The following is a 16607-nucleotide window of genomic DNA, read 5'->3' on the forward strand; positions in this document are numbered from 1 at the left end:
TACGCTGGGCGGCGGGTCTCCCCACCGCCCCGCATGGCTGTCAGAGCGCACCCGTCATGTACTGCGCCTCGCCATTGCCAAAGCTCCAGTCCGACACGCCATTGGGCGTCATCGCGACGAACAGGTCCTGTGGATCGAGACCGCACGCCGACTTCAGGGACTTGGCGAGCTTTGCGTAAAGATCCTTTTTCATCTCGGGCGTGCGCGGCGACGTGAAGATGTGGATCACCGTGAACTTGTCGGTCCGCTCCAGCCCCAGCCCCGTGTCGCCGGCGATCATGCGGCCCGGCTTGTGCTCGGTCACGATCTGATAGCGGTCGCTGTCGGGCACGCCGAAGGCGTCGACGATGCAGCTTTGGATGGTGTCGAGCAGGGTTTGGACTTCGGCGTCGCTGCGGCCTTCAATCATGTCGATGCGGACGAGGGGCATTTAAGTTCCAGTTCTTGATTTGTTGCAGACTAGGCGTCTGAAACACCTCACCGGCGCCCCCGTTCCATACCCCTTTCGTTGCACGGGCACCCCCACGTTCGGATGCCTTGATCTGCCGGCAGGACTGGTCAATAGTAGGCAGGTGAACAGCTAATTCTCTGATTGATCGCTGACAGTTGCGCCCGCCTTTCGCGGCGCGAGCTGTCGTGTCTCATCATCAGAGTATTCCAACATGACATCAATCGCAGTTTCTGGCGCCAGCGGTAAGCTGGGCCAAAACGTCGTCCAATCCATCCGCAGGATCACCGGGCAACCCCTGGTTGCGCTCACCCGAACACCCGAATCCTATTCGGCAAAACTGCCGGGCTTGAGTGCGCGGCACGCCGATTTCGACCAGCCGGCAGGTCTCGTCGACGCCATGTCGGGCATCGACCGTCTGCTCATTATCAGCACCGGTTACACCGGCGCCGATGACAGGCGCGTCCGGCAACACAAAGCTGCCATTGATGCGGCTATTGCCGCAGGCGTCCGCCACATCGTTTACACCTCGATGTTCAAGGCCGACTCCAGTCCGCTCACCGGGATGGTGGCGGATCATGCCGCGACCGAAGCGTTCCTGCGGGCGACAGGCATCGGCTATACGATCCTGCGCAACGCCTTTTATGACGATCTGGCCCATCAGCTATTGGCGCGCGCCGACGCGCAGGGCCGCTTTGTTCATGCGGCTGGAGCAGCAGGGGTCGCCTATGCAACGCGCACGCAATGCGCAGATGCGGCAGCGTATGCGCTCACCGACGGCTTCGAGGGGCGCCGCACCCTGGATATCACCGGGTCGAGGGCGATCACCATGCCGGAACTGGCGGCCCTCGCCAGTGCGCAGCGCGGCCGCTCCTACACGGCGGTGCCGCTGACGCCCGAAGCATTGTCCGACCGGCTCGTTTCCGCATCCGTCCCCAAGGAGCATGCTGCGCTCCTTGCGTGGATCGACCGGGGATTGGCCGAAGGCGCGATGGCGCCGGCGTCAGACGACTTCGAGCGACTGACTGGCCGAAAGGCGCCACCCCTGGTGCTGTAGAAAAAGGGGGCAGCCCACTGGGCTGTCCCTTACAGCGGCTGCAGATCGGCGGAACGTGAGCGCCGCTCTGCGGCTTTATCAGCACAACTGCATCAGTGTCGCGCGACTGATGCGGCGCCTACCCATCGGCCTTGATCAGCGCCCAGCGGTTCTTCTGGGTCAGCAGCGTGCGGATGTAGCTCATGTTGGCCTCGACGCCTTCGGGGGGCAGTTCGGCGGCGAACAGCGTGCGGGCCTCGTCGAACCGGCCCTGCAGCCCGACGACCAGCGCCAGGTTCTGCCGAACCTTGGAGTTGGCGCCGCGCAGGCTGACGGCGATCCGCAGCTCTTTTTCTGCAGCATCCAGCTCATTGGTCATCGAATAGCTCAGGCCCAGATTGGCGTGCAGCGAGGCCTGCTCCGGGGCGATCTTCAGCGCCTGCAGATAGATCGTTCGCGCCTCGGCATGCCGCCCCTGCTGGTCGAGGATGGCGCCCTTGACGCTCAGCGCGTTCCAGTCCGGCGCGCGCGGGTCGATTGCCGCGTCGAGCACGTTCAAAGCCTGGTCCAGCCGCCCGCCGGTCACCAGTGCCTTGGCATAGGCAATCTTCATCGCCGGGTCGGATTTATAGCGCGTCATGCCGTCTTCGAGCACGGCAATTGCCTGCTCAGATTGGCCATTGGCCCTCAGCGCTGCCGAGTAATAAAGGATCGTCGTGCGGTCGCCCGGGTTGCGCTTGTACTGGTCGCCCAGCTGCGCGATGGCGCCGCGCAATTGCGTCGCCGAGCCTGCCGAAAAGTCCGGCGTCGTGATGCTGCCTGTCGTCGTCGGGCTGGTGGCGCAGGCGCTGAGCGCCACGGCCGCCACGCCTGCCATCACGGCAGTGCGCAGGGTTCGGCTGGTGCGGTTCAGGCAACGCGGCAACATCATACTCTCACTCGGCGGTTTTCAACTTGCCTCACCCCCCGAGCAATAATTGATTAACCCTAACAGCGCGTTAAATCGCCAGCCGGCGACCTGCGGCGACGCCGTTGCCAGCCCGTGCCCCCGGGCGTAAATCTCCCCCGTCTGCCGTAAGGAACCCCGCCATGCCTGCACCCGAGTCTGCACCCGAAATCTGCCCCATTATCTGCGTTGCCCCCGGCGCGCTGCCGGATTCGCTCAGCGACGGCCAGCGCGCCTGGGCGAAGGCGAACGGTTTCGATGGCCAGCGCGGGCGCCTCCTGCCGCTGCCCGCAGAGCAGGGGGATCTGGGCGCATTCCTCTTCGGCGTCGGCGCTACCGAGGGTCGCCCCGGCTTCGTCACCGGGCTGGCCGCCGCCGCGCTGCAGCCGGGCCGCTATCGGCTGGAAGGCGAACTGGGCGACCCGCTGCTCGCCGCCCTCGGCTTCCGCCTCGGCGCCTATCGCTTCGATCGCTATCTCACGCCGCGCGATCCGGTCGAACTCGTCCCGGCGGACGATATCGATCTTGCCGAACTCGACCGGCTGACCTCTGCCGCCGTGCTGGCGCGCGATCTGGTCAACACCCCGGCCAATGATCTGGGCCCCGAGGCGCTGCACGCCCGCGTCACCCAGTTCGCCGCTGAAAACGGCATGCAGCTCACCGCGACAGTCGGCGATGATCTGCGCGATGGTTTCCCGATGATCCACGCGGTCGGCCGCGCCGCCGCCGAAGCGCCGCGCCTGCTCGATCTGCGCTGGGGCGACCCGTCTGCGCCCAAGATCACCCTCGTCGGCAAGGGCGTCACCTTCGATACCGGCGGCCTCGACATCAAGACCGCCGCCGGCATGCTGCTGATGAAAAAGGACATGGGCGGCGCCGCCAATACGCTCGGCCTCGCCCAGGCCATCGTCTCGGCTGGCCTCAAGGTCAATCTGCGCGTCCTCCTGCCGGTCGTCGAAAACGCCATCTCGGCCCCGTCCTTCCGGCCCGGCGATGTTCTGCGCGCCCGCGATGGCACCACGGTGGAAATCGGCAATACCGATGCCGAAGGACGCCTCATCCTGGCCGATGCGCTCTGCCTCGCCGACGAGGAGTCGCCCGAGCTGATCGTCGACATGGCGACACTCACCGGCGCTGCCCGCGCCGCGCTCGGCCCCGAGCTGCCGCCGCTTTATACCGCCGATGAAGCTGTCGCCGATGGGCTGCTCGCCGCCGGCCTGCGGCTCGAGGATCCGCTGTGGCGCATGCCGCTGCACGCGCCCTACATCTCGATGCTCAAGTCGCGTATTGCCGACATCAACAATGCCGGTTCCGGTGTCGGTGCCGGCTCCATCACCGCCGCACTCTTCCTCAAGCGCTTCGTCAAGCAGGCCAGGGCCTGGGCCCATCTCGACATCTATGCCTGGGCGCCCGAGGCCCGTGCTGGCCGTTCCGCCGGCGGCACGGATCAGGGCATCCGCGCCGTCTATGCCTATCTCAAGCAGCACTATAGTTGACAACGGCAACAAAATGAGCGCTGATGTCATCCATGAGTGATGACATCAGCGCCGCCGCGGTCCGCGCCTTCAACCGCTTCTACACCCGCCAGATCGGGCTGCTCGAAGAACACGTCGCGCACTCGCCCTACAGTCTCGCCGAAGCCCGGGTGCTCTACGAGATCGCTCTGCGCGGCCACACCACCGCCTCCGTGCTGGCCTCGGCCCTGGGTCTCGATCGCGCCTATCTCAGCCGCATCCTCAAGAGCTTTTCCGGCGACGGACTGATCGCAATTTCCCCCATCCCCTCCGACCGCCGGCAGAACCAGCTGGCGCTCACTGCAGATGGCGATGCCGCCGTCGACGCGCTCAACGCCGATTCCGACGAGGCGGTGACCGCGCTGCTCCAGCCGCTTTCGGATGAGGAGCGCCGCCGCCTCACCGAGGCCATGCTGACCATTCGCCGCCTGCTCGGCGACGACCTGCCGGCGCCCCCGGTGGTTCTCCGCCCGCACCGCATCGGCGAAATCGGCTGGATCATTCATCGCCAGGCTGTGCTCTACAACCGCCAGTTCGGCTGGAACGGCGATTTCGAAACCCTGATCTCGCGCATCTATCATGACTATGAAGAAGCGCCCGAGAGCCCGCCCAAGGCGCTGTGGATCGCCGATCGCGGTGGCGTGGTCGCCGGTTCGGTCTTCGTCACGCCCTCGACGCGCGATGCCGAAACAGCGCAACTGCGCATGCTCTATGTCGAGCCCGAGGCGCGGGGACTCGGGCTCGGCACGCAGCTCGTCGCCCAGGCCGTCGATTTCGCCCGCCGCTCCGGTTACACCGGCATCCGGCTGTGGACCCAGTCGGTGCTGGTCTCGGCCCGCCGCATCTACACCGCCGCCGGCTTTGTGCCGGTGGAAAGCGCCCCGCATCACAGCTTCGGCCAGGATCTCGAAGGCGAGTACTGGGAAATGCCGCTTTAGGCCCGTTCACGAACCTGTGTTCACGGCGGCGGTAACGCATCCGCACCTCCCGCCGAATTCCTCCCTGTAAGCAGCGCCGATCGGCCTGCCCTTGGAGAGGAACCACACCATGAACCGCATCGCTACTGTCGCAATCGCCGCCTCGCTGTCCGCCGCCATCGGCGGTGTCGCCGCCACCACCCCGGCTGCCGCTCAGGACACCGAAAAGTGCTACGGCGTCGCTCTCGCCGGCCAGAATGACTGCGCCGCCGGCCCCGGCACCACCTGCGCCGGCACCTCCACCGTCGACTATCAGGGCAATGCCTGGAAAGCCGTGCCGGCTGGCACCTGCACCACCATGGAGCTGCCCGGCGACCGCATGGGTTCGCTCGAAGAGCTCGAGCGCGACGTCCCCATGGCGTAACGACGCCACGCCACGGCGGGGGCACGTCCCCCGCCGGGTCCTGATGACGGAGGGGAAAGTCTCATGACGCTCGCGCGCGAAACCACTGTGCTGCCGGCCCGCGCCGGTCTCGGCCTCAAGGCCCAGCACTATGCCGACATTCTGAACGGCAAGCCCGACATCGGCTTCTTCGAAGTCCATGCCGAAAACTATATGGGCGCCGGCGGCCCGCCGCACCGCTATCTCGAAACCATCCACCAGCACTATCCGCTGTCGCTGCATGGCGTCGGCCTGTCGATCGGCGGCAACGGCCCGCTGGACAAGGACCATCTGGCGCGCCTGCGCACGCTGATCGAGCGCTACAACCCCCAGAGCTTTTCCGAGCATCTCGCCTGGTCAACCCACGACAGCGAATATCTCAATGATCTGCTACCGTTGCCCTATACGCCGGCGACGCAGCAGACGGTGATCGAACATGTTGATCAGGTCCAGCAGACCCTCGGCCGCCGCATGCTGCTCGAAAACCCCTCGACCTATGTGCTGTTCGAGGAGTCGACCATCGACGAGATCGACTTTCTCGACACCATTGCCGAGCGCACCGGCTGCGGCCTGCTGCTCGACGTCAACAATGTCATGGTCTCCGCCGTCAATCATCGCCTCGATGCCACGGCCTACATCGATCGCTTCCCGGTCGAACGCGTCGGCGAAATCCACCTCGCGGGCTATGACGAAACCGAGGACGCCGCCGGCGACCGCCTGCTGATCGATGCCCACGGCAGCCGGGTGCATCCCGATGTCTTCGCGCTGTTCGAACACACTTTGGCGCGCACGGGTCCCCAGCCGGTACTGGTCGAGTGGGACAACAACGTCCCCGATTTCGCGACACTCGTCGATGAAGCCACCCGCGTCGATGCCGCCATCGCCCGCGCCGCACGGCCCGACCTGCGGAGGGCCTCGTGAGCGCCCCGCAAACCGGTTTCGCCGCGGCCGTTCTCGATCCTGACGCCCCGGTGCCGTCTTCACTGGCCGCACCGACCGGCCAGCCCGATGCGAAGCGCTTCGCGGTTTATCGCAACAATGTCTTTGTCAGCCTCGTCGGCGCGCTCGAATCGCGTTTCCCGGTCACCCGCCGTCTCGTGGGTGATGACTTCTTTCGTGGCATGGCCCGGGTCTATGCCGCCGACAATCGGCCGGCCTCGCCGGTGATGATGCACTACGGCGACAGCTTTCCCGCCTTCATCGCCGGCTTCGCCCCGGCCGCCTCGGTGCATTATCTCGCCGATGTCGCCTATATCGAAGCGCGCTGGTCCGACGCCTATAACGCGGCCGATGCTGAGCCGCTCGCCGTCGAAGCGCTTGCCACCATACCGCCGCAGGAACTGCCGCTGCTCTGTCTCAAAAGGCATCCGGCTGCGGCGCTGATCCGCTCGCAATATCCGGCCGGCTCGATCTGGTCCGCGAATCTGGGCGACACCCCGCCAAAGCTCACTGCCACGGGGCCTGAAACCATCATCGTGACGCGCCCGGAGCTCGAGGTGCGCGTCTCCGTGCTGCCCGCCGCCGATGCGCCCTTTGTCGCTGCGCTGCTCAAGGGTGCCAGCATTGCGGAAGCTGTCACCGAAACCGCCGAAGGCTTCGATTTCGGTCAGGCCCTCGTCGGCCTCGTCAATCTGGGGGCCTTTGCCGCTCCCGTCACCAGGGGGAGTCCATCATGAGTTCGGCCAATTCGCTGCTCGGCCGCGCCGGCGATCTGCAGGCGCGTGCCGCAAGTCTCACCGCACCGTTCGCGCTGCTGGCGCTGCGCATCGCGCTCGCCATTCCCTTCTTCCGCTCCGGCCTCACCAAATGGGATGGCCTCAATCTGTCGACGGGCGCGCGCTATCTGTTCACCGAGGAATTCAAGCTGCATTTCTTCTGGGGCAGCATGGCCTATCCGGCCCCCATCCTCATGGCCCATCTCGCCGCCATCGGCGAAATCGTCCTGCCGATCCTGTTGATCCTCGGTCTCGCCACGCGGCCCGCCGCGCTCGGCATTCTCGCGATGACCGTCATCATCCAGCTCACCATTCCCGACGGCCTGATCAACTTCCATCTGCCCTGGTTCGCCATGGCGCTGGCCCTGTTCGCTTACGGTGGCGGCCTGTTCTCGGCGGATCGCCTGCTCGCGCCGCTGCTCGGCCGCGCACCCCATTCTGCCGCAACTCCAACCTCGAGGCTCGCATGACCCCTCTCGCCCACGCCATCCGCACCTTCGCTATCGGCGTCGTCGCCACACTGGCCCTCGCCATTCCCGCCCTCGCCGGTGAACTGCGCCCCTGGGACGCCGATGGCTTCGCGGCCGCCCAGGCCGAAGGCCGCCCGGTCGTCGTCCATGTCACGGCCCCCTGGTGCCCCACCTGCCGGGCCCAGAAGCCCGTGGTCGAGCAATTGCTGAGTGACCCGGCAACCGACGACCTGATCGTCTTCGAGGTCGATTTCGACAGCCAGAAGGACGTACTGCGCCGCTTCAACATCCGCAGCCAGTCGACCCTTGTCGCCTGGCGCGGCACCACCGAAACAGGCCGCACCGTCGGCGACACGCGGCCCGACGGCATCGCCGCGCTGTTTACCGGAACGCTCTGAGCCATGGAGCCGGTCTCCATCGGGCTCGCACTGGTCGCGGGTGTCCTGTCGACGCTCTCGCCCTGCGTGCTGCCCCTGCTGCCGGCCATCCTGATCGGCGCCCGCACCGAGCATCGTTATGGCCCGCTGGCGCTGGCCGGCGGGCTGGCCCTGTCCTTTACGGTGCTCGGCCTCTTCGTCGCCACCATCGGCTTCGCCCTCGGGCTGACGGCCGACCTCATTCGCACCATCGGCGGGGCGGTGATGATCGGGCTCGGTCTCGTGCTGGTGCTACCGGCTGCGCAACTGCGCGTCGCGGCGCTCGCCGCACCGGTGCAGACCTTCACCGAACAGCGCTTCGGGCGCATCTCGACCTCCGGCATCAAGGGCCAGTTCGGGCTCGGTCTGCTGCTCGGTGCCGTCTGGGCGCCCTGCGTCGGGCCGACGCTGGGCGCCGCCTCGCTGCTCGCCGCCCAGGGTGACGATCTGGCCATCGTCGCGCTGGTGATGCTGGCTTTCGGCCTCGGCGCCGCCGTGCCGATCCTCGTCATCGCCATGCTGTCGCGTCAGGCCGCCGGGCTCACCGCCTGGGGCCGGCGCTTTGCCGGGCAGGGCAAGCTCGTCTTGGGTGCGCTCTTTGTCGTCTTCGGCCTGTTGATCGTCACCGGCCTCGACAAGCAGCTCGAAGCCTCACTCGTCGAAATCTCGCCGGCCTGGCTCACCAGCCTCACCACCACCGTGTGAGCGCGCGGCCTCAGTAGCCGCGCGTCACGTCGATCACATTGGGCAGCGCCTTGCCGGCGAGGTGATCGCGGATCACCTTCGAGAAATAGGCAACGCCCGTCTGTTCGTTCGAGGCCGCCGCGATATGGGGCGTGATGAACACGTCGTCGCGGTCCCAAAGCGGGCTGTCGGAGGGCAGGGGCTCGACCTCGAAGACATCTAGGCTCGCGGCTTTCAAAATGCCATCGTCGAGCGCCCTGACGATATCGGCTTCGCGCTGGTGCCCGCCGCGCCCGGCATTGACGATCACCGGACCCCAGCCGTCCAGCCCGCCCTGCTTGAGCTTGGAAAAGGTCTCGTAGTTCAGAATGCCCTGCGTCTCCTCGGTCAACGGCAACAGGTTCACCAGAATGTCCGTGCCGGCGAGAAACGGCGCGAAGCCGTCGGCACCCGCGAAGGTCTCGACGCCGTCGATCTGCTTGGCCGTACGGCTCCAGCCGCGCAGCGCGAAGCCCAGCGCCTTGAGATTGCCGATCACCTCCTGGCCCAGCGATCCAAGGCCCATCACGCCGACATTCGCCTCCCAAGCGGGAGCCGGATAGAGCTGCTTCCATTCGCGCGCCTTCTGCTGGCGTCTGAAACGCAGCTCCAGCCGCTGGTGCATGGTCACTTGCGAGACGACATAGTCGCTCATGCACTGCGCCAGGTGCTCATCCATGAACCGCACGATCGGCACGCCTTCGGGCAGGTGCGGATGGCGCAGCAGGGCGTCGGCCCCGGCCCCCAGCGACAGCACCGCCTTGAGATTGCTAAGCCCGTCGAAAGCGTCCGGCGCGGGCTTCCAGATGAAGATGTAGTCGATCGCCGCCGGATCATATGCATCCTCCCGGGTCACAACCCGCAGATCGGGCAGCGCCGCGGCAAAGCCCTCGGCCCAGCGGCGCTCGTTGAAATCTGCCAGGTGCAGCAGCAACTGGGTCATGCTCATCCCCCTCGAATAAAAAAGGCCGCACCTTGTGGGGTGCGGCCCGAAACATGTTTTGTCTCGCCGCCTTACGGCGAGGTGGGCGCCGGCTCTTCCGCGCTTGTCGTATCAGCATCCGAGCTCGCCGGCGCGTCGGCAGCAGGTGCCGCATCCGACCCGGCGGGTGCCGCATCGGTCTCCGCCGGTGCCGCGTCAGTCTCGGTCGTCGCCGGCGTCGCGCTGTCATCCGACGTCTCGGTCGAGACCACGGGCGTGCCGACGACCGGCGAGTCTTCGTTCGCCACGGTCGGTGTATCGATCGCGATATCGTCGAGCTGCAGTGCTTCCGTGCCCGCCGGCGTGTCGGTGGTCTCGACATCGGCAGCCGGGATCTCGTCGGTCACGACCGCATCATCGGCGGCAGGCTCTTCCGCAGCCGGGGCCGGCTCGGGGAAGGGCACCGGATTATCCGACAGCGTCTGCAGATAGGCGAGGATATTGGCGCGCTCTTCGTCGTTCTTCACGCCAGCAAAGTTCATCTTCGTGCCCGGGGCGAAATCCTTCGGCGCGAGCAGGAAATGGTCGAGGTTTTCGTAGCTCCACACATCGCCCGCAGCCTGATGCTCCAACAGCACGTCGGAATAGGCAAAGCCTTCGTGGCTGCCGATCACGCGGCCCACGACGCCCCAAAGCTCGGGGCCCTGCTTGTTGCCGGCACCCTGTTCGAAATTGTGGCACGAGGTGCACTTGCGCGCGGCGGATGCGCCCTGTTCGGCATTCGCACTGGCCAGCAGTACCGGCAGCGGCACCACCGGTGCGGCTTCCACTTCGGCGACAGCGCCGGCTTCGGGTTCGGGCAGGTAATAGCCCGGGCCGCGGTCCTCGATCGGGTGGTAAATGGCTTCAGCAAGAAACCCCACGCCCATTACGAAAAGCAGGGTGCCCAGAATGGCGCCCATGATCTTGTTCAGTTCAAACGAATCCATCGAGGGTCTCTTAGCCTTCTCCGCCGGGATTAGAGGCGCGGAACAATGAGCATGCCTGCGCACAGATGTGCTGCGCCAGCCCTGCTCCAAACGCGCGCGGAAGATAGTCTGTCATAGGTTTGGGCGCAACGGCATATCCCCTACCTGCGACAATGAAGAAAACCGTAGAGGTTTCGGTGCGCCCGCGCCGATTGACTTGCGCCGGAGCGGGGGCCATTAGTCCCGCGCCGACTGCAGGGAGTACGTATCATGTCGAGAAAGATCGCATTTCAGGGCGAACCCGGGGCCTTCAGCCACGCGGCGGCCCATGCGCTCTTTCCTGCCGACATCGCGCTGCCCTGCGTTACTTTCGAGGATACCATCGCTGCGGTGCAGAAAAGCGAGGCCGATTTCGGCGTCGTTCCGGTGGAAAACTCGCTCTATGGCCGCATCACCGACATCTATCACCTGTTGCCGGACAGTGGGCTCTACATCACCGCCGAGCATTTCCTGCGCGTCGAGATGAACCTGCTCGCCGTGCCCGGCGCCAGCCTTGCCGATATCCAGCACGTGCAGTCGCTCTCGGTAGCGCTCGGGCAGTGCCGCAAGTTCATCACCAAGCACGGGTTTCGCACCATCAACGGCGGCGACACCGCCGGCTCGGCCCGCGAAGTTGCCGAACGCGGCGATAAATCCATCGCGGCCATCGCCTCGCGCTTCGCCGCCGAGGTCTATGGCCTGTCGATTCTTGCCCAGAACATCGAGGATGCCGCGCATAACACCACGCGTTTCCTCGTCGTCGCCCGCGAGCCGCAGCAGCCCGAAGCCGACAGCGGCAAGGTCAAGACCACCTTCGTCTTCCGCGTGCGCAACGTGCCGGCCGCGCTCTACAAGGCAATGGGCGGCTTCGCCACCAATGGCGTCAACATGACCAAGCTGGAAAGCTACATGCTCGATGGCTCGTTCACGGCCACCCAGTTCTACGCCGATATCGAGGGCCACCCCGACGACAAGAACGTCATCCTCGCCTTCGAGGAGCTCGGCTTCTTCACCGATTACTTCCGCATCCTCGGCGTCTATCCGGCCGGCACCGCGGTCTGATCGCAAGGCGTGGCGGTCACAGCCACCGGCTCAGTAGAAGTCGTCGTCCGGGTCGGTGTCGAACGCGAGATCATCCGCACCGACGCCGAAGTCCGCTTCAGCGAACAGCGACTGTTGCGGGCTTTCGGCCGCCGCCACGTCGGGCGCGTGCGCCGGCAGATACAGCGGCATGCCGCTGTCCTGCATCGTCACGTGGTGCATTGTGGGAGGGACGTGGAACCACGCCGGGGTTCTGTGCAGTCGCGTCATGACAGGCCTCCTTTGGGGCTGGCATGAGTTAACAATGCGCCGCGTGTGTTAACGAGGTGTTAGCGATCCGCCGAGGCTTTCCCCGCACCGACTCAGGAGACCCGGGCGCGGCTCGCGTCTTCCCTGAGCGCCGAGACCAGATACTTCAGCCCCGCCACGTCATGGTCGGCCTGGACCCGCGGGCCCAGCTGATCGATCGAGCGGCCAAGGCTTTCACTCAACGCATCGAGCGCACCCGAAATGCGGAAAAGTTCGCCCATCAGGCGATGGCCGGGGGCAATCTTGTCCATCACCATGTCGCACAGGTGGAGCGTCCGGCGCACCGACTCGAGTGTCCGATCCGCTTCTTCCATGATGAACGGGCTCACCGGCTTCTCGCCGCGCGCCACCTGACGGAAGCCGTCGGCCTCGTCATTCCACCGGGCCACCATGCCCTGCCAGATAGCGATATGGCGCAGCGCTTCTGATGAATTCTCGGAAGAAGTGGCGTGGGTGGGGGTCATGATGTGCTCCGGGTCGTCAACTTGTCAGACCAACGTGCCCTCTGCCCCGCGGTTCCATCACGCTTGCACCGCCGTCGGCCGCCCGAAAGCGCTGGGGTCGTATTGTCTGCGGCAACCACATCCGCAGCCGTTCGTCCGTCCCCCCCTTGCATCCGGCGTCATCCTTTCGCATATAGGCGCCGGGAGGTTGGTGCGGACGTGTTCCTCGCCAACCGGGTCAGGTCCGGAAGGAAGCAGCCCCAACGAGACCTTCACGGGTCGTTGCCAGCCCTACTTCCAGAATTTCCGAAAAAGATTTCGCGACAGCGGCGCCACGCCCGGTCGCTATAGCCTGTCGTATGGATGATGGAATGTTCCCCGACGACGCACCCCGATCGCCGCCTCCGCGGCAGCGTCGCCTATCTGGTGCTCGCCTGCAAATACCGGCCGCTGAGCTTCGAGACGCTGATCGGCCAGGATGCGATGGTGCAGACCCTGCGTAACGCTTTCGCGCCAATCGCATCCATCATGCCTTCATCCTCACCGGCGTCCGCGGCGTGGGAAAAACCACCACGGCCCGCATTCTGGCCCGCGCCTTCAACTATGAGGACGAGGAGGCAGGCGCCCGACGCTCGATTTCGAAAGAGGGCATTCACGACAAGGCCATCATCGAGGGCCGCCGTCGACGTCGTCGAAATGGACGCTGCCTCCAACACCGGCATCGGCGATATCCGCGAGATCATCGATTGGTGATACGGTCCGTCTCGGCGCCCTGCAAGGTCTACATCATCGACGAGGTGCACATGCTCGACAGCGGCCTTCAACGGCTGCTGAAAACGCTCGAAGGGCCGCCGCCCTACGTCAAGTTCATCTTCGCCACCACCGAGATCCGCAAGGTCCCGGTGACCATCCTGTCGCGCTGCATGCGCTTCGATCTGCGCCGCGTGCCGCCCGAGACCATGACGGCGCATCTCGAGGATCTGCTCAGCCGCGAGAACATCAGCTTTGAGCCCGAGGCACTGGCGATGATCGTCCGCGCCGGTGAAGGCTCGGTGCGCGACAACCAGTCTCTGCTCGATCAGGCCATCTCGCATGGTGACGGTCAGGTCACCGCGGCCACCGTCAAGGCCATGCTCGGCCTGGGCGATCGCGCCCGCACCATCGATCTGTTCGAGCAGCTGATGCATGGGGATATCGCCACCGCGCTCGACACGCTCCGCGCCCTCTACGATGCCGGTGCCGATCCGCAGACCGTCCTGTCGGACCTGTGCGATTTCACCCATCTGGTGACCCGCATCAAGGTCGTCCCGGCTGCCGCCGAGGATGTGTCGCTGACCCCCGATGAACGGATCCGCGGCGCCGCGCTGGCGCAAAAACTCGGCATGCGGGTGCTCAGCCGCACCTGGCAGGTGCTGTTCAAGGGGCATGAGGAAGTGGCCCGCGCCGGCAATGGCCTGCAGGCCGCCGAAATGGTGCTGGTCCGTCTCGCCTATGCCGCCGACCTGCCGACGCCCGACGAACTGATCGCAAAGCTCTCCAGCCAGCCCGCGCCTGCCTCCACCCCCTCGGCGCCCGCCGCCATGCCGCGCGGCAATAGTGGTGGTGGCGGTGGCAACGGTGGCGGCGGTGGTAGCACCTCCGCCATGCGCGCCGAAGCCCCTCGCTTCGATGCTGCGCCGGCGCCCCACAGCGCGCCGCAGAACGCTCCACAGGCTGTCGCCTTTCCCAGCCCCCAGACCTATCCAGAACTCATCGCCCTAGCGGGTGAAAAGCGCGATATTCTGGTCAAGCACGCGCTCGAATCTTCGCTGCGCCCGGTTTCCGTCTCCGATGGCCGTCTCGAGGTGGCGCTGGTCGAGGGCGCTGACCCCGGCATCATCCAGATGCTCTCGGCGCGCCTCGAAACCTGGACCGGCAAGCGCTGGATGCTGTCGCTGGCCCGCGACGCACCCAATGTACCCACCATCAAGGAACAGCGGCTCGAACGCGAAAAGGCCGCCCATGATCAGGCGCATCAGGATCCGCTGGTGCAGGCCATCATGGAGACATTTCCCGGTGCCACCGTGCGTGTCACGGTGAAAGCCGAACAAATCCCCATCGAAGCCTATGCGGACGCCGAGCGCGATCCCGACGACGAGGACGACGACTTATGAAAGACATCATGGGAATGATGAAAGCTGCCCAGGAAATGAAGGGCAAAATGGAAACCATGCAGGCCGAGATTGCCGAAATGGCGATCGAAGGCCGCTCCGGCGGCGGTCTCGTCACCGTCACGCTCAGCGGCAAGGGCGACATGCGCGGTCTCAAGATCGATCCGTCGCTGTTCAAGGAAGACAGCATCGAGATTCTCGAGGATCTGATCCTCGCTGCGCACAATGATGCCCGCTCCAAGGTCGAGACCGAGACCAATGCCCGCATGCAGGAAGTCACCGCCGGGCTGCCGATCCCGCCGGGCATGAAACTGCCCTTCTAGATGCGCCACATCGCGCTGCGGTTCGGCGAGGTTGTCCTCGCCGCCGTGATCGTTGGCCTCATCACCGTCGCCTGGAGTGGTCTCACCACGGGCGAATGGGCATTTTACCTCATCGGCGTCGTGCCGCTGGGGCTCATCTGGGGGCTGATGCTCGGCGCCCTGGTGACGCGCGACATCTCCATGGGCCTGTTCGTGCTGCTGACGGTGCTGACCGTCGGCCTCGTGGTGCTGGCCGGTCGCTACATCCGCCTCTGGCCGCTGCGCGTTCTGGTCTACATCATCATCTTTGGGGCCCAGCAGTTCGCCATGGCCCAGCTCTTCGTCAGCCTCAACATCACGGCGTAGCAATGGCCACCACCGGACCCGAGATCGAACAGCTGATCCAGCTTCTGGCCCGTATGCCGGGGCTCGGCCCGCGTTCGGCGCGCCGCGCCGTGCTGCATCTGATCAAGAAAAAGGACAGCCTGATGATCCCGCTGTCCGCCGCCCTCGATCGCGCCGTGGCCGCCGTCACCGAGTGTTCCGTGTGCGGCAATGTCGATACCGTCTCGCCCTGCCATATCTGCGCCGATCCGCGCCGCGCCGAGTCCGGTCTGCTGATCGTCGTCGAGGATGTCTCCGACCTGTGGGCGCTGGAGCGGGCCGGCGTCGGTTCCGTCCGCTACCACGTGCTCGGCGGCGTGCTCTCGCCGCTCGATGGCGTCGGCCCCGATGATCTGAGCATCGACAGCCTCATCCACCGCGCCCCGGAGTTCACCGAAGTCGTCTTGGCGGTCAACGCGACGGTCGAGGGCCAGACCACGGCGCACTACATCACCGACCGCCTGCAGCCCTCCGGCATTCGCGTCACCCGCCTCGCCCACGGTGTGCCGGTCGGCGGGGAGCTCGACTATCTCGACGAAGGCACCCTCAGCCAGGCCCTCAAGGCCCGCACGCTGATCTAGTTGTCGCCAGGCAGGCGCGAAGCCTCGCCCTCATGGTGCGTTTGTCGCACCACGAGGACTCGCTTGCTTCGGCGACAGACGTCAGTGCACGCCGCGCTCCGGCATCTCGCCGATATCCTCCGCCACCGACGCCTCGTCGGCCAGCTCGATCTCTGCGAGTTCATCCGAATCCGGCGACAGCGTCTCGCGATGCCCGCTCGCGTCCTCGGGATAGGTCGCCGCATCCGAGGCGTCATATGTGGTGTCGGCATCGCCGCTGAGCCGCCCGATCGCCTCCTGCACCTCGACCAGCAGATAGCCCGGGTCGTCCTCTCCGAAATCGGCGTCGTGCTGCGTCTGGAGCAGAGCGGCGATCTCCTGCAGTCGCGCCACCCGCTCGCTGGCCGGCCGGTCGTCGCCATAAAGCAGCTCTTCGACTTCGCTCTGGCTCACGGGCTGCGCCGTCAGCATCTCGCCGCCGCCGTCGTTGGGCTGCAGGTCCTGCGGCAGAATGCGGCCGGGGTGGTTGCTGGGCATGCTCATCGTCGCTCTCCATGATTGATCGGAGACAGAACGCCGCGGTCGACCAGCTGGTTTCCTCACATGATGGCGCGCCCGTCGTTCGGGCCGGGCGCCCACATCGGTGTGATGGATCGCGGCCGTCCGCTCCCGCGTTGCCTCCAGCAAATCAAGCAGAGGAGAGAGCAATGAGCAGCAAGCATTTGCGCAAGGGACAGAAGGTCGAGTGGAACTGGGGCGCCAACACGGCGGAAGGCAAGATCGCTGAGCGTTTCGAGGATGACGTCACCCGCACCATCAAGGGGACGGAAGTGAAGCGCAAGGCAAGCGCCGACGAGCCGGC

The 16607-nt window shown here is 65.7% G+C and carries 22 protein-coding genes and 1 other RNA gene; 16 read left to right on the plus strand and 7 right to left on the minus strand.

Annotated features, from left to right (window positions below):
- Positions 1 to 40: 40 nt before the first annotated feature.
- A complete protein-coding gene (locus tag ACN0TK_RS16325) occupies positions 41 to 430 on the minus strand; it encodes a tautomerase family protein (protein WP_417310595.1) in 390 nt (129 codons plus the stop codon).
- Between the two features lie 232 nt (positions 431 to 662).
- Between ACN0TK_RS16325 and ACN0TK_RS16330 the strand changes: the two genes are divergently transcribed.
- On the plus strand, positions 663 to 1505 hold the full coding sequence (locus ACN0TK_RS16330; RefSeq protein ID WP_417310596.1) for an NAD(P)H-binding protein: 843 nt from the start codon (positions 663 to 665) through the stop codon (positions 1503 to 1505).
- Positions 1506 to 1623: 118 nt separating this feature from the next.
- On the opposite strand, the gene ACN0TK_RS16335 is transcribed toward ACN0TK_RS16330, so the two are convergent.
- Positions 1624 to 2415, minus strand: coding sequence for a tetratricopeptide repeat protein (locus ACN0TK_RS16335; RefSeq protein WP_417310597.1), 792 nt, complete (start codon positions 2413 to 2415; stop codon positions 1624 to 1626).
- Positions 2416 to 2573: 158 nt separating this feature from the next.
- Between ACN0TK_RS16335 and ACN0TK_RS16340 the strand changes: the two genes are divergently transcribed.
- The 8 genes from ACN0TK_RS16340 to ACN0TK_RS16375 all read left to right on the plus strand — a co-directional run bounded on the left by ACN0TK_RS16340 (position 2574) and on the right by ACN0TK_RS16375 (position 8609).
- A complete protein-coding gene (locus tag ACN0TK_RS16340) occupies positions 2574 to 3926 on the plus strand; it encodes a leucyl aminopeptidase family protein (protein WP_417310598.1) in 1353 nt (450 codons plus the stop codon).
- A gap of 32 nt (positions 3927 to 3958) precedes the next feature.
- Positions 3959 to 4882 carry a bifunctional helix-turn-helix transcriptional regulator/GNAT family N-acetyltransferase gene (locus ACN0TK_RS16345; protein WP_417310599.1) on the plus strand — a complete coding sequence of 308 codons (924 nt, stop codon included), beginning with the start codon at positions 3959 to 3961 and terminating at the stop codon, positions 4880 to 4882.
- Between the two features lie 109 nt (positions 4883 to 4991).
- Entirely contained in the window at positions 4992 to 5285 is a 294-nt protein-coding gene (locus ACN0TK_RS16350) for a DUF2282 domain-containing protein (RefSeq protein WP_417310600.1), read from the plus strand.
- 63 nt (positions 5286 to 5348) lie between these two features.
- Complete coding sequence (locus ACN0TK_RS16355; protein ID WP_417310601.1) at positions 5349 to 6224, plus strand: DUF692 domain-containing protein; 876 nt, start codon at positions 5349 to 5351, stop codon at positions 6222 to 6224.
- The gene (locus tag ACN0TK_RS16360; protein ID WP_417310602.1) at positions 6221 to 6979 is read left to right on the plus strand and encodes a DNA-binding domain-containing protein; all 759 of its coding nucleotides are present in this window, start codon (positions 6221 to 6223) and stop codon (positions 6977 to 6979) included. Before ACN0TK_RS16355 ends, ACN0TK_RS16360 begins: the two co-directional genes overlap by 4 nt.
- The gene (locus ACN0TK_RS16365) at positions 6976 to 7488 is read left to right on the plus strand and encodes a DoxX family protein (protein WP_417310603.1); all 513 of its coding nucleotides are present in this window, start codon (positions 6976 to 6978) and stop codon (positions 7486 to 7488) included. Before ACN0TK_RS16360 ends, ACN0TK_RS16365 begins: the two co-directional genes overlap by 4 nt.
- Positions 7485 to 7886, plus strand: a complete 402-nt coding sequence (locus tag ACN0TK_RS16370; RefSeq protein WP_417310604.1) for a thioredoxin family protein — start codon at positions 7485 to 7487, stop codon at positions 7884 to 7886. Before ACN0TK_RS16365 ends, ACN0TK_RS16370 begins: the two co-directional genes overlap by 4 nt.
- A 3-nt stretch (positions 7887 to 7889) precedes the next feature.
- Positions 7890 to 8609: a cytochrome c biogenesis CcdA family protein gene (locus tag ACN0TK_RS16375; RefSeq protein ID WP_417310605.1), complete on the plus strand. Its 720-nt coding sequence runs from the start codon at positions 7890 to 7892 to the stop codon at positions 8607 to 8609.
- Positions 8610 to 8619: 10 nt separating this feature from the next.
- Here the strand turns inward: ACN0TK_RS16375 and ACN0TK_RS16380 are convergent, their stop codons facing one another.
- Both ACN0TK_RS16380 and ACN0TK_RS16385 read right to left on the minus strand, forming a co-directional pair.
- Positions 8620 to 9570, minus strand: coding sequence for a 2-hydroxyacid dehydrogenase (locus tag ACN0TK_RS16380; protein WP_417310606.1), 951 nt, complete (start codon positions 9568 to 9570; stop codon positions 8620 to 8622).
- A 71-nt stretch (positions 9571 to 9641) separates the two neighbouring features.
- The gene (locus ACN0TK_RS16385; RefSeq protein WP_417310607.1) at positions 9642 to 10538 is read right to left on the minus strand and encodes a c-type cytochrome; all 897 of its coding nucleotides are present in this window, start codon (positions 10536 to 10538) and stop codon (positions 9642 to 9644) included.
- A 249-nt stretch (positions 10539 to 10787) separates the two neighbouring features.
- On the opposite strand from ACN0TK_RS16385, the gene ACN0TK_RS16390 reads away from it, so the two are divergent.
- Positions 10788 to 11618, plus strand: coding sequence for a prephenate dehydratase (locus ACN0TK_RS16390; protein ID WP_417310608.1), 831 nt, complete (start codon positions 10788 to 10790; stop codon positions 11616 to 11618).
- A gap of 30 nt (positions 11619 to 11648) precedes the next feature.
- On the opposite strand, the gene ACN0TK_RS16395 is transcribed toward ACN0TK_RS16390, so the two are convergent.
- Together ACN0TK_RS16395 and ACN0TK_RS16400 are read right to left on the minus strand one after the other, a co-directional pair.
- Complete coding sequence (locus tag ACN0TK_RS16395; RefSeq protein WP_417310609.1) at positions 11649 to 11789, minus strand: hypothetical protein; 141 nt, start codon at positions 11787 to 11789, stop codon at positions 11649 to 11651.
- Positions 11790 to 11959: 170 nt separating this feature from the next.
- On the minus strand, positions 11960 to 12370 hold the full coding sequence (locus tag ACN0TK_RS16400; RefSeq protein WP_417310610.1) for a hypothetical protein: 411 nt from the start codon (positions 12368 to 12370) through the stop codon (positions 11960 to 11962).
- Between the two features lie 181 nt (positions 12371 to 12551).
- Between ACN0TK_RS16400 and ffs the strand changes: the two genes are divergently transcribed.
- The 5 genes from ffs to recR all read left to right on the plus strand — a co-directional run bounded on the left by ffs (position 12552) and on the right by recR (position 15766).
- Positions 12552 to 12648: signal recognition particle sRNA small type (gene ffs, locus ACN0TK_RS16405), an RNA gene on the plus strand.
- 258 nt (positions 12649 to 12906) lie between these two features.
- The gene (locus tag ACN0TK_RS16410; RefSeq protein ID WP_417310611.1) at positions 12907 to 14502 is read left to right on the plus strand and encodes a DNA polymerase III subunit gamma/tau; all 1596 of its coding nucleotides are present in this window, start codon (positions 12907 to 12909) and stop codon (positions 14500 to 14502) included.
- A complete protein-coding gene (locus tag ACN0TK_RS16415; protein WP_417310612.1) occupies positions 14499 to 14822 on the plus strand; it encodes a YbaB/EbfC family nucleoid-associated protein in 324 nt (107 codons plus the stop codon). Before ACN0TK_RS16410 ends, ACN0TK_RS16415 begins: the two co-directional genes overlap by 4 nt.
- Positions 14823 to 15167, plus strand: a complete 345-nt coding sequence (locus tag ACN0TK_RS16420) for a hypothetical protein (protein ID WP_417310613.1) — start codon at positions 14823 to 14825, stop codon at positions 15165 to 15167. It abuts the gene before it with no gap.
- 2 nt (positions 15168 to 15169) lie between these two features.
- Complete coding sequence (recR, locus tag ACN0TK_RS16425; RefSeq protein ID WP_417310614.1) at positions 15170 to 15766, plus strand: recombination mediator RecR; 597 nt, start codon at positions 15170 to 15172, stop codon at positions 15764 to 15766.
- Positions 15767 to 15847: 81 nt separating this feature from the next.
- On the opposite strand, the gene ACN0TK_RS16430 is transcribed toward recR, so the two are convergent.
- The gene (locus ACN0TK_RS16430; RefSeq protein ID WP_417310615.1) at positions 15848 to 16288 is read right to left on the minus strand and encodes a hypothetical protein; all 441 of its coding nucleotides are present in this window, start codon (positions 16286 to 16288) and stop codon (positions 15848 to 15850) included.
- Between the two features lie 164 nt (positions 16289 to 16452).
- Between ACN0TK_RS16430 and ACN0TK_RS16435 the strand changes: the two genes are divergently transcribed.
- The coding region (locus tag ACN0TK_RS16435) for a DUF2945 domain-containing protein (protein ID WP_417310616.1) at positions 16453 to 16607 on the plus strand (155 nt) is incomplete at its 3' end.

Source organism: Devosia sp. (genome assembly GCF_048261455.1).
In the GTDB taxonomy this organism is placed as follows: domain Bacteria; phylum Pseudomonadota; class Alphaproteobacteria; order Rhizobiales; family Devosiaceae; genus Devosia_A.

Excerpts from the sequence above, each read along its gene's own strand:
- ACN0TK_RS16325 (WP_417310595.1), bottom strand. The coding sequence starts at position 430 with ATGCCCCTCGTCCGCATCGACATGATTGAAGGCCGCAGCGACGCCGAA.
- ACN0TK_RS16330 (WP_417310596.1), top strand. The coding sequence starts at position 663 with ATGACATCAATCGCAGTTTCTGGCGCCAGCGGTAAGCTGGGCCAAAAC.
- ACN0TK_RS16335 (WP_417310597.1), bottom strand. The coding sequence starts at position 2,415 with ATGATGTTGCCGCGTTGCCTGAACCGCACCAGCCGAACCCTGCGCACT.
- ACN0TK_RS16340 (WP_417310598.1), top strand. The coding sequence starts at position 2,574 with ATGCCTGCACCCGAGTCTGCACCCGAAATCTGCCCCATTATCTGCGTT.
- ACN0TK_RS16345 (WP_417310599.1), top strand. The coding sequence starts at position 3,959 with ATGAGTGATGACATCAGCGCCGCCGCGGTCCGCGCCTTCAACCGCTTC.
- ACN0TK_RS16350 (WP_417310600.1), top strand. The coding sequence starts at position 4,992 with ATGAACCGCATCGCTACTGTCGCAATCGCCGCCTCGCTGTCCGCCGCC.
- ACN0TK_RS16355 (WP_417310601.1), top strand. The coding sequence starts at position 5,349 with ATGACGCTCGCGCGCGAAACCACTGTGCTGCCGGCCCGCGCCGGTCTC.
- ACN0TK_RS16365 (WP_417310603.1), top strand. The coding sequence starts at position 6,976 with ATGAGTTCGGCCAATTCGCTGCTCGGCCGCGCCGGCGATCTGCAGGCG.
- ACN0TK_RS16370 (WP_417310604.1), top strand. The coding sequence starts at position 7,485 with ATGACCCCTCTCGCCCACGCCATCCGCACCTTCGCTATCGGCGTCGTC.
- ACN0TK_RS16375 (WP_417310605.1), top strand. The coding sequence starts at position 7,890 with ATGGAGCCGGTCTCCATCGGGCTCGCACTGGTCGCGGGTGTCCTGTCG.
- ACN0TK_RS16380 (WP_417310606.1), bottom strand. The coding sequence starts at position 9,570 with ATGACCCAGTTGCTGCTGCACCTGGCAGATTTCAACGAGCGCCGCTGG.
- ACN0TK_RS16385 (WP_417310607.1), bottom strand. The coding sequence starts at position 10,538 with ATGGATTCGTTTGAACTGAACAAGATCATGGGCGCCATTCTGGGCACC.
- ACN0TK_RS16390 (WP_417310608.1), top strand. The coding sequence starts at position 10,788 with ATGTCGAGAAAGATCGCATTTCAGGGCGAACCCGGGGCCTTCAGCCAC.
- ACN0TK_RS16395 (WP_417310609.1), bottom strand. The coding sequence starts at position 11,789 with ATGCCGCTGTATCTGCCGGCGCACGCGCCCGACGTGGCGGCGGCCGAA.
- ACN0TK_RS16400 (WP_417310610.1), bottom strand. The coding sequence starts at position 12,370 with ATGACCCCCACCCACGCCACTTCTTCCGAGAATTCATCAGAAGCGCTG.
- ACN0TK_RS16415 (WP_417310612.1), top strand. The coding sequence starts at position 14,499 with ATGAAAGACATCATGGGAATGATGAAAGCTGCCCAGGAAATGAAGGGC.
- ACN0TK_RS16420 (WP_417310613.1), top strand. The coding sequence starts at position 14,823 with ATGCGCCACATCGCGCTGCGGTTCGGCGAGGTTGTCCTCGCCGCCGTG.
- recR (WP_417310614.1), top strand. The coding sequence starts at position 15,170 with ATGGCCACCACCGGACCCGAGATCGAACAGCTGATCCAGCTTCTGGCC.
- ACN0TK_RS16430 (WP_417310615.1), bottom strand. The coding sequence starts at position 16,288 with ATGAGCATGCCCAGCAACCACCCCGGCCGCATTCTGCCGCAGGACCTG.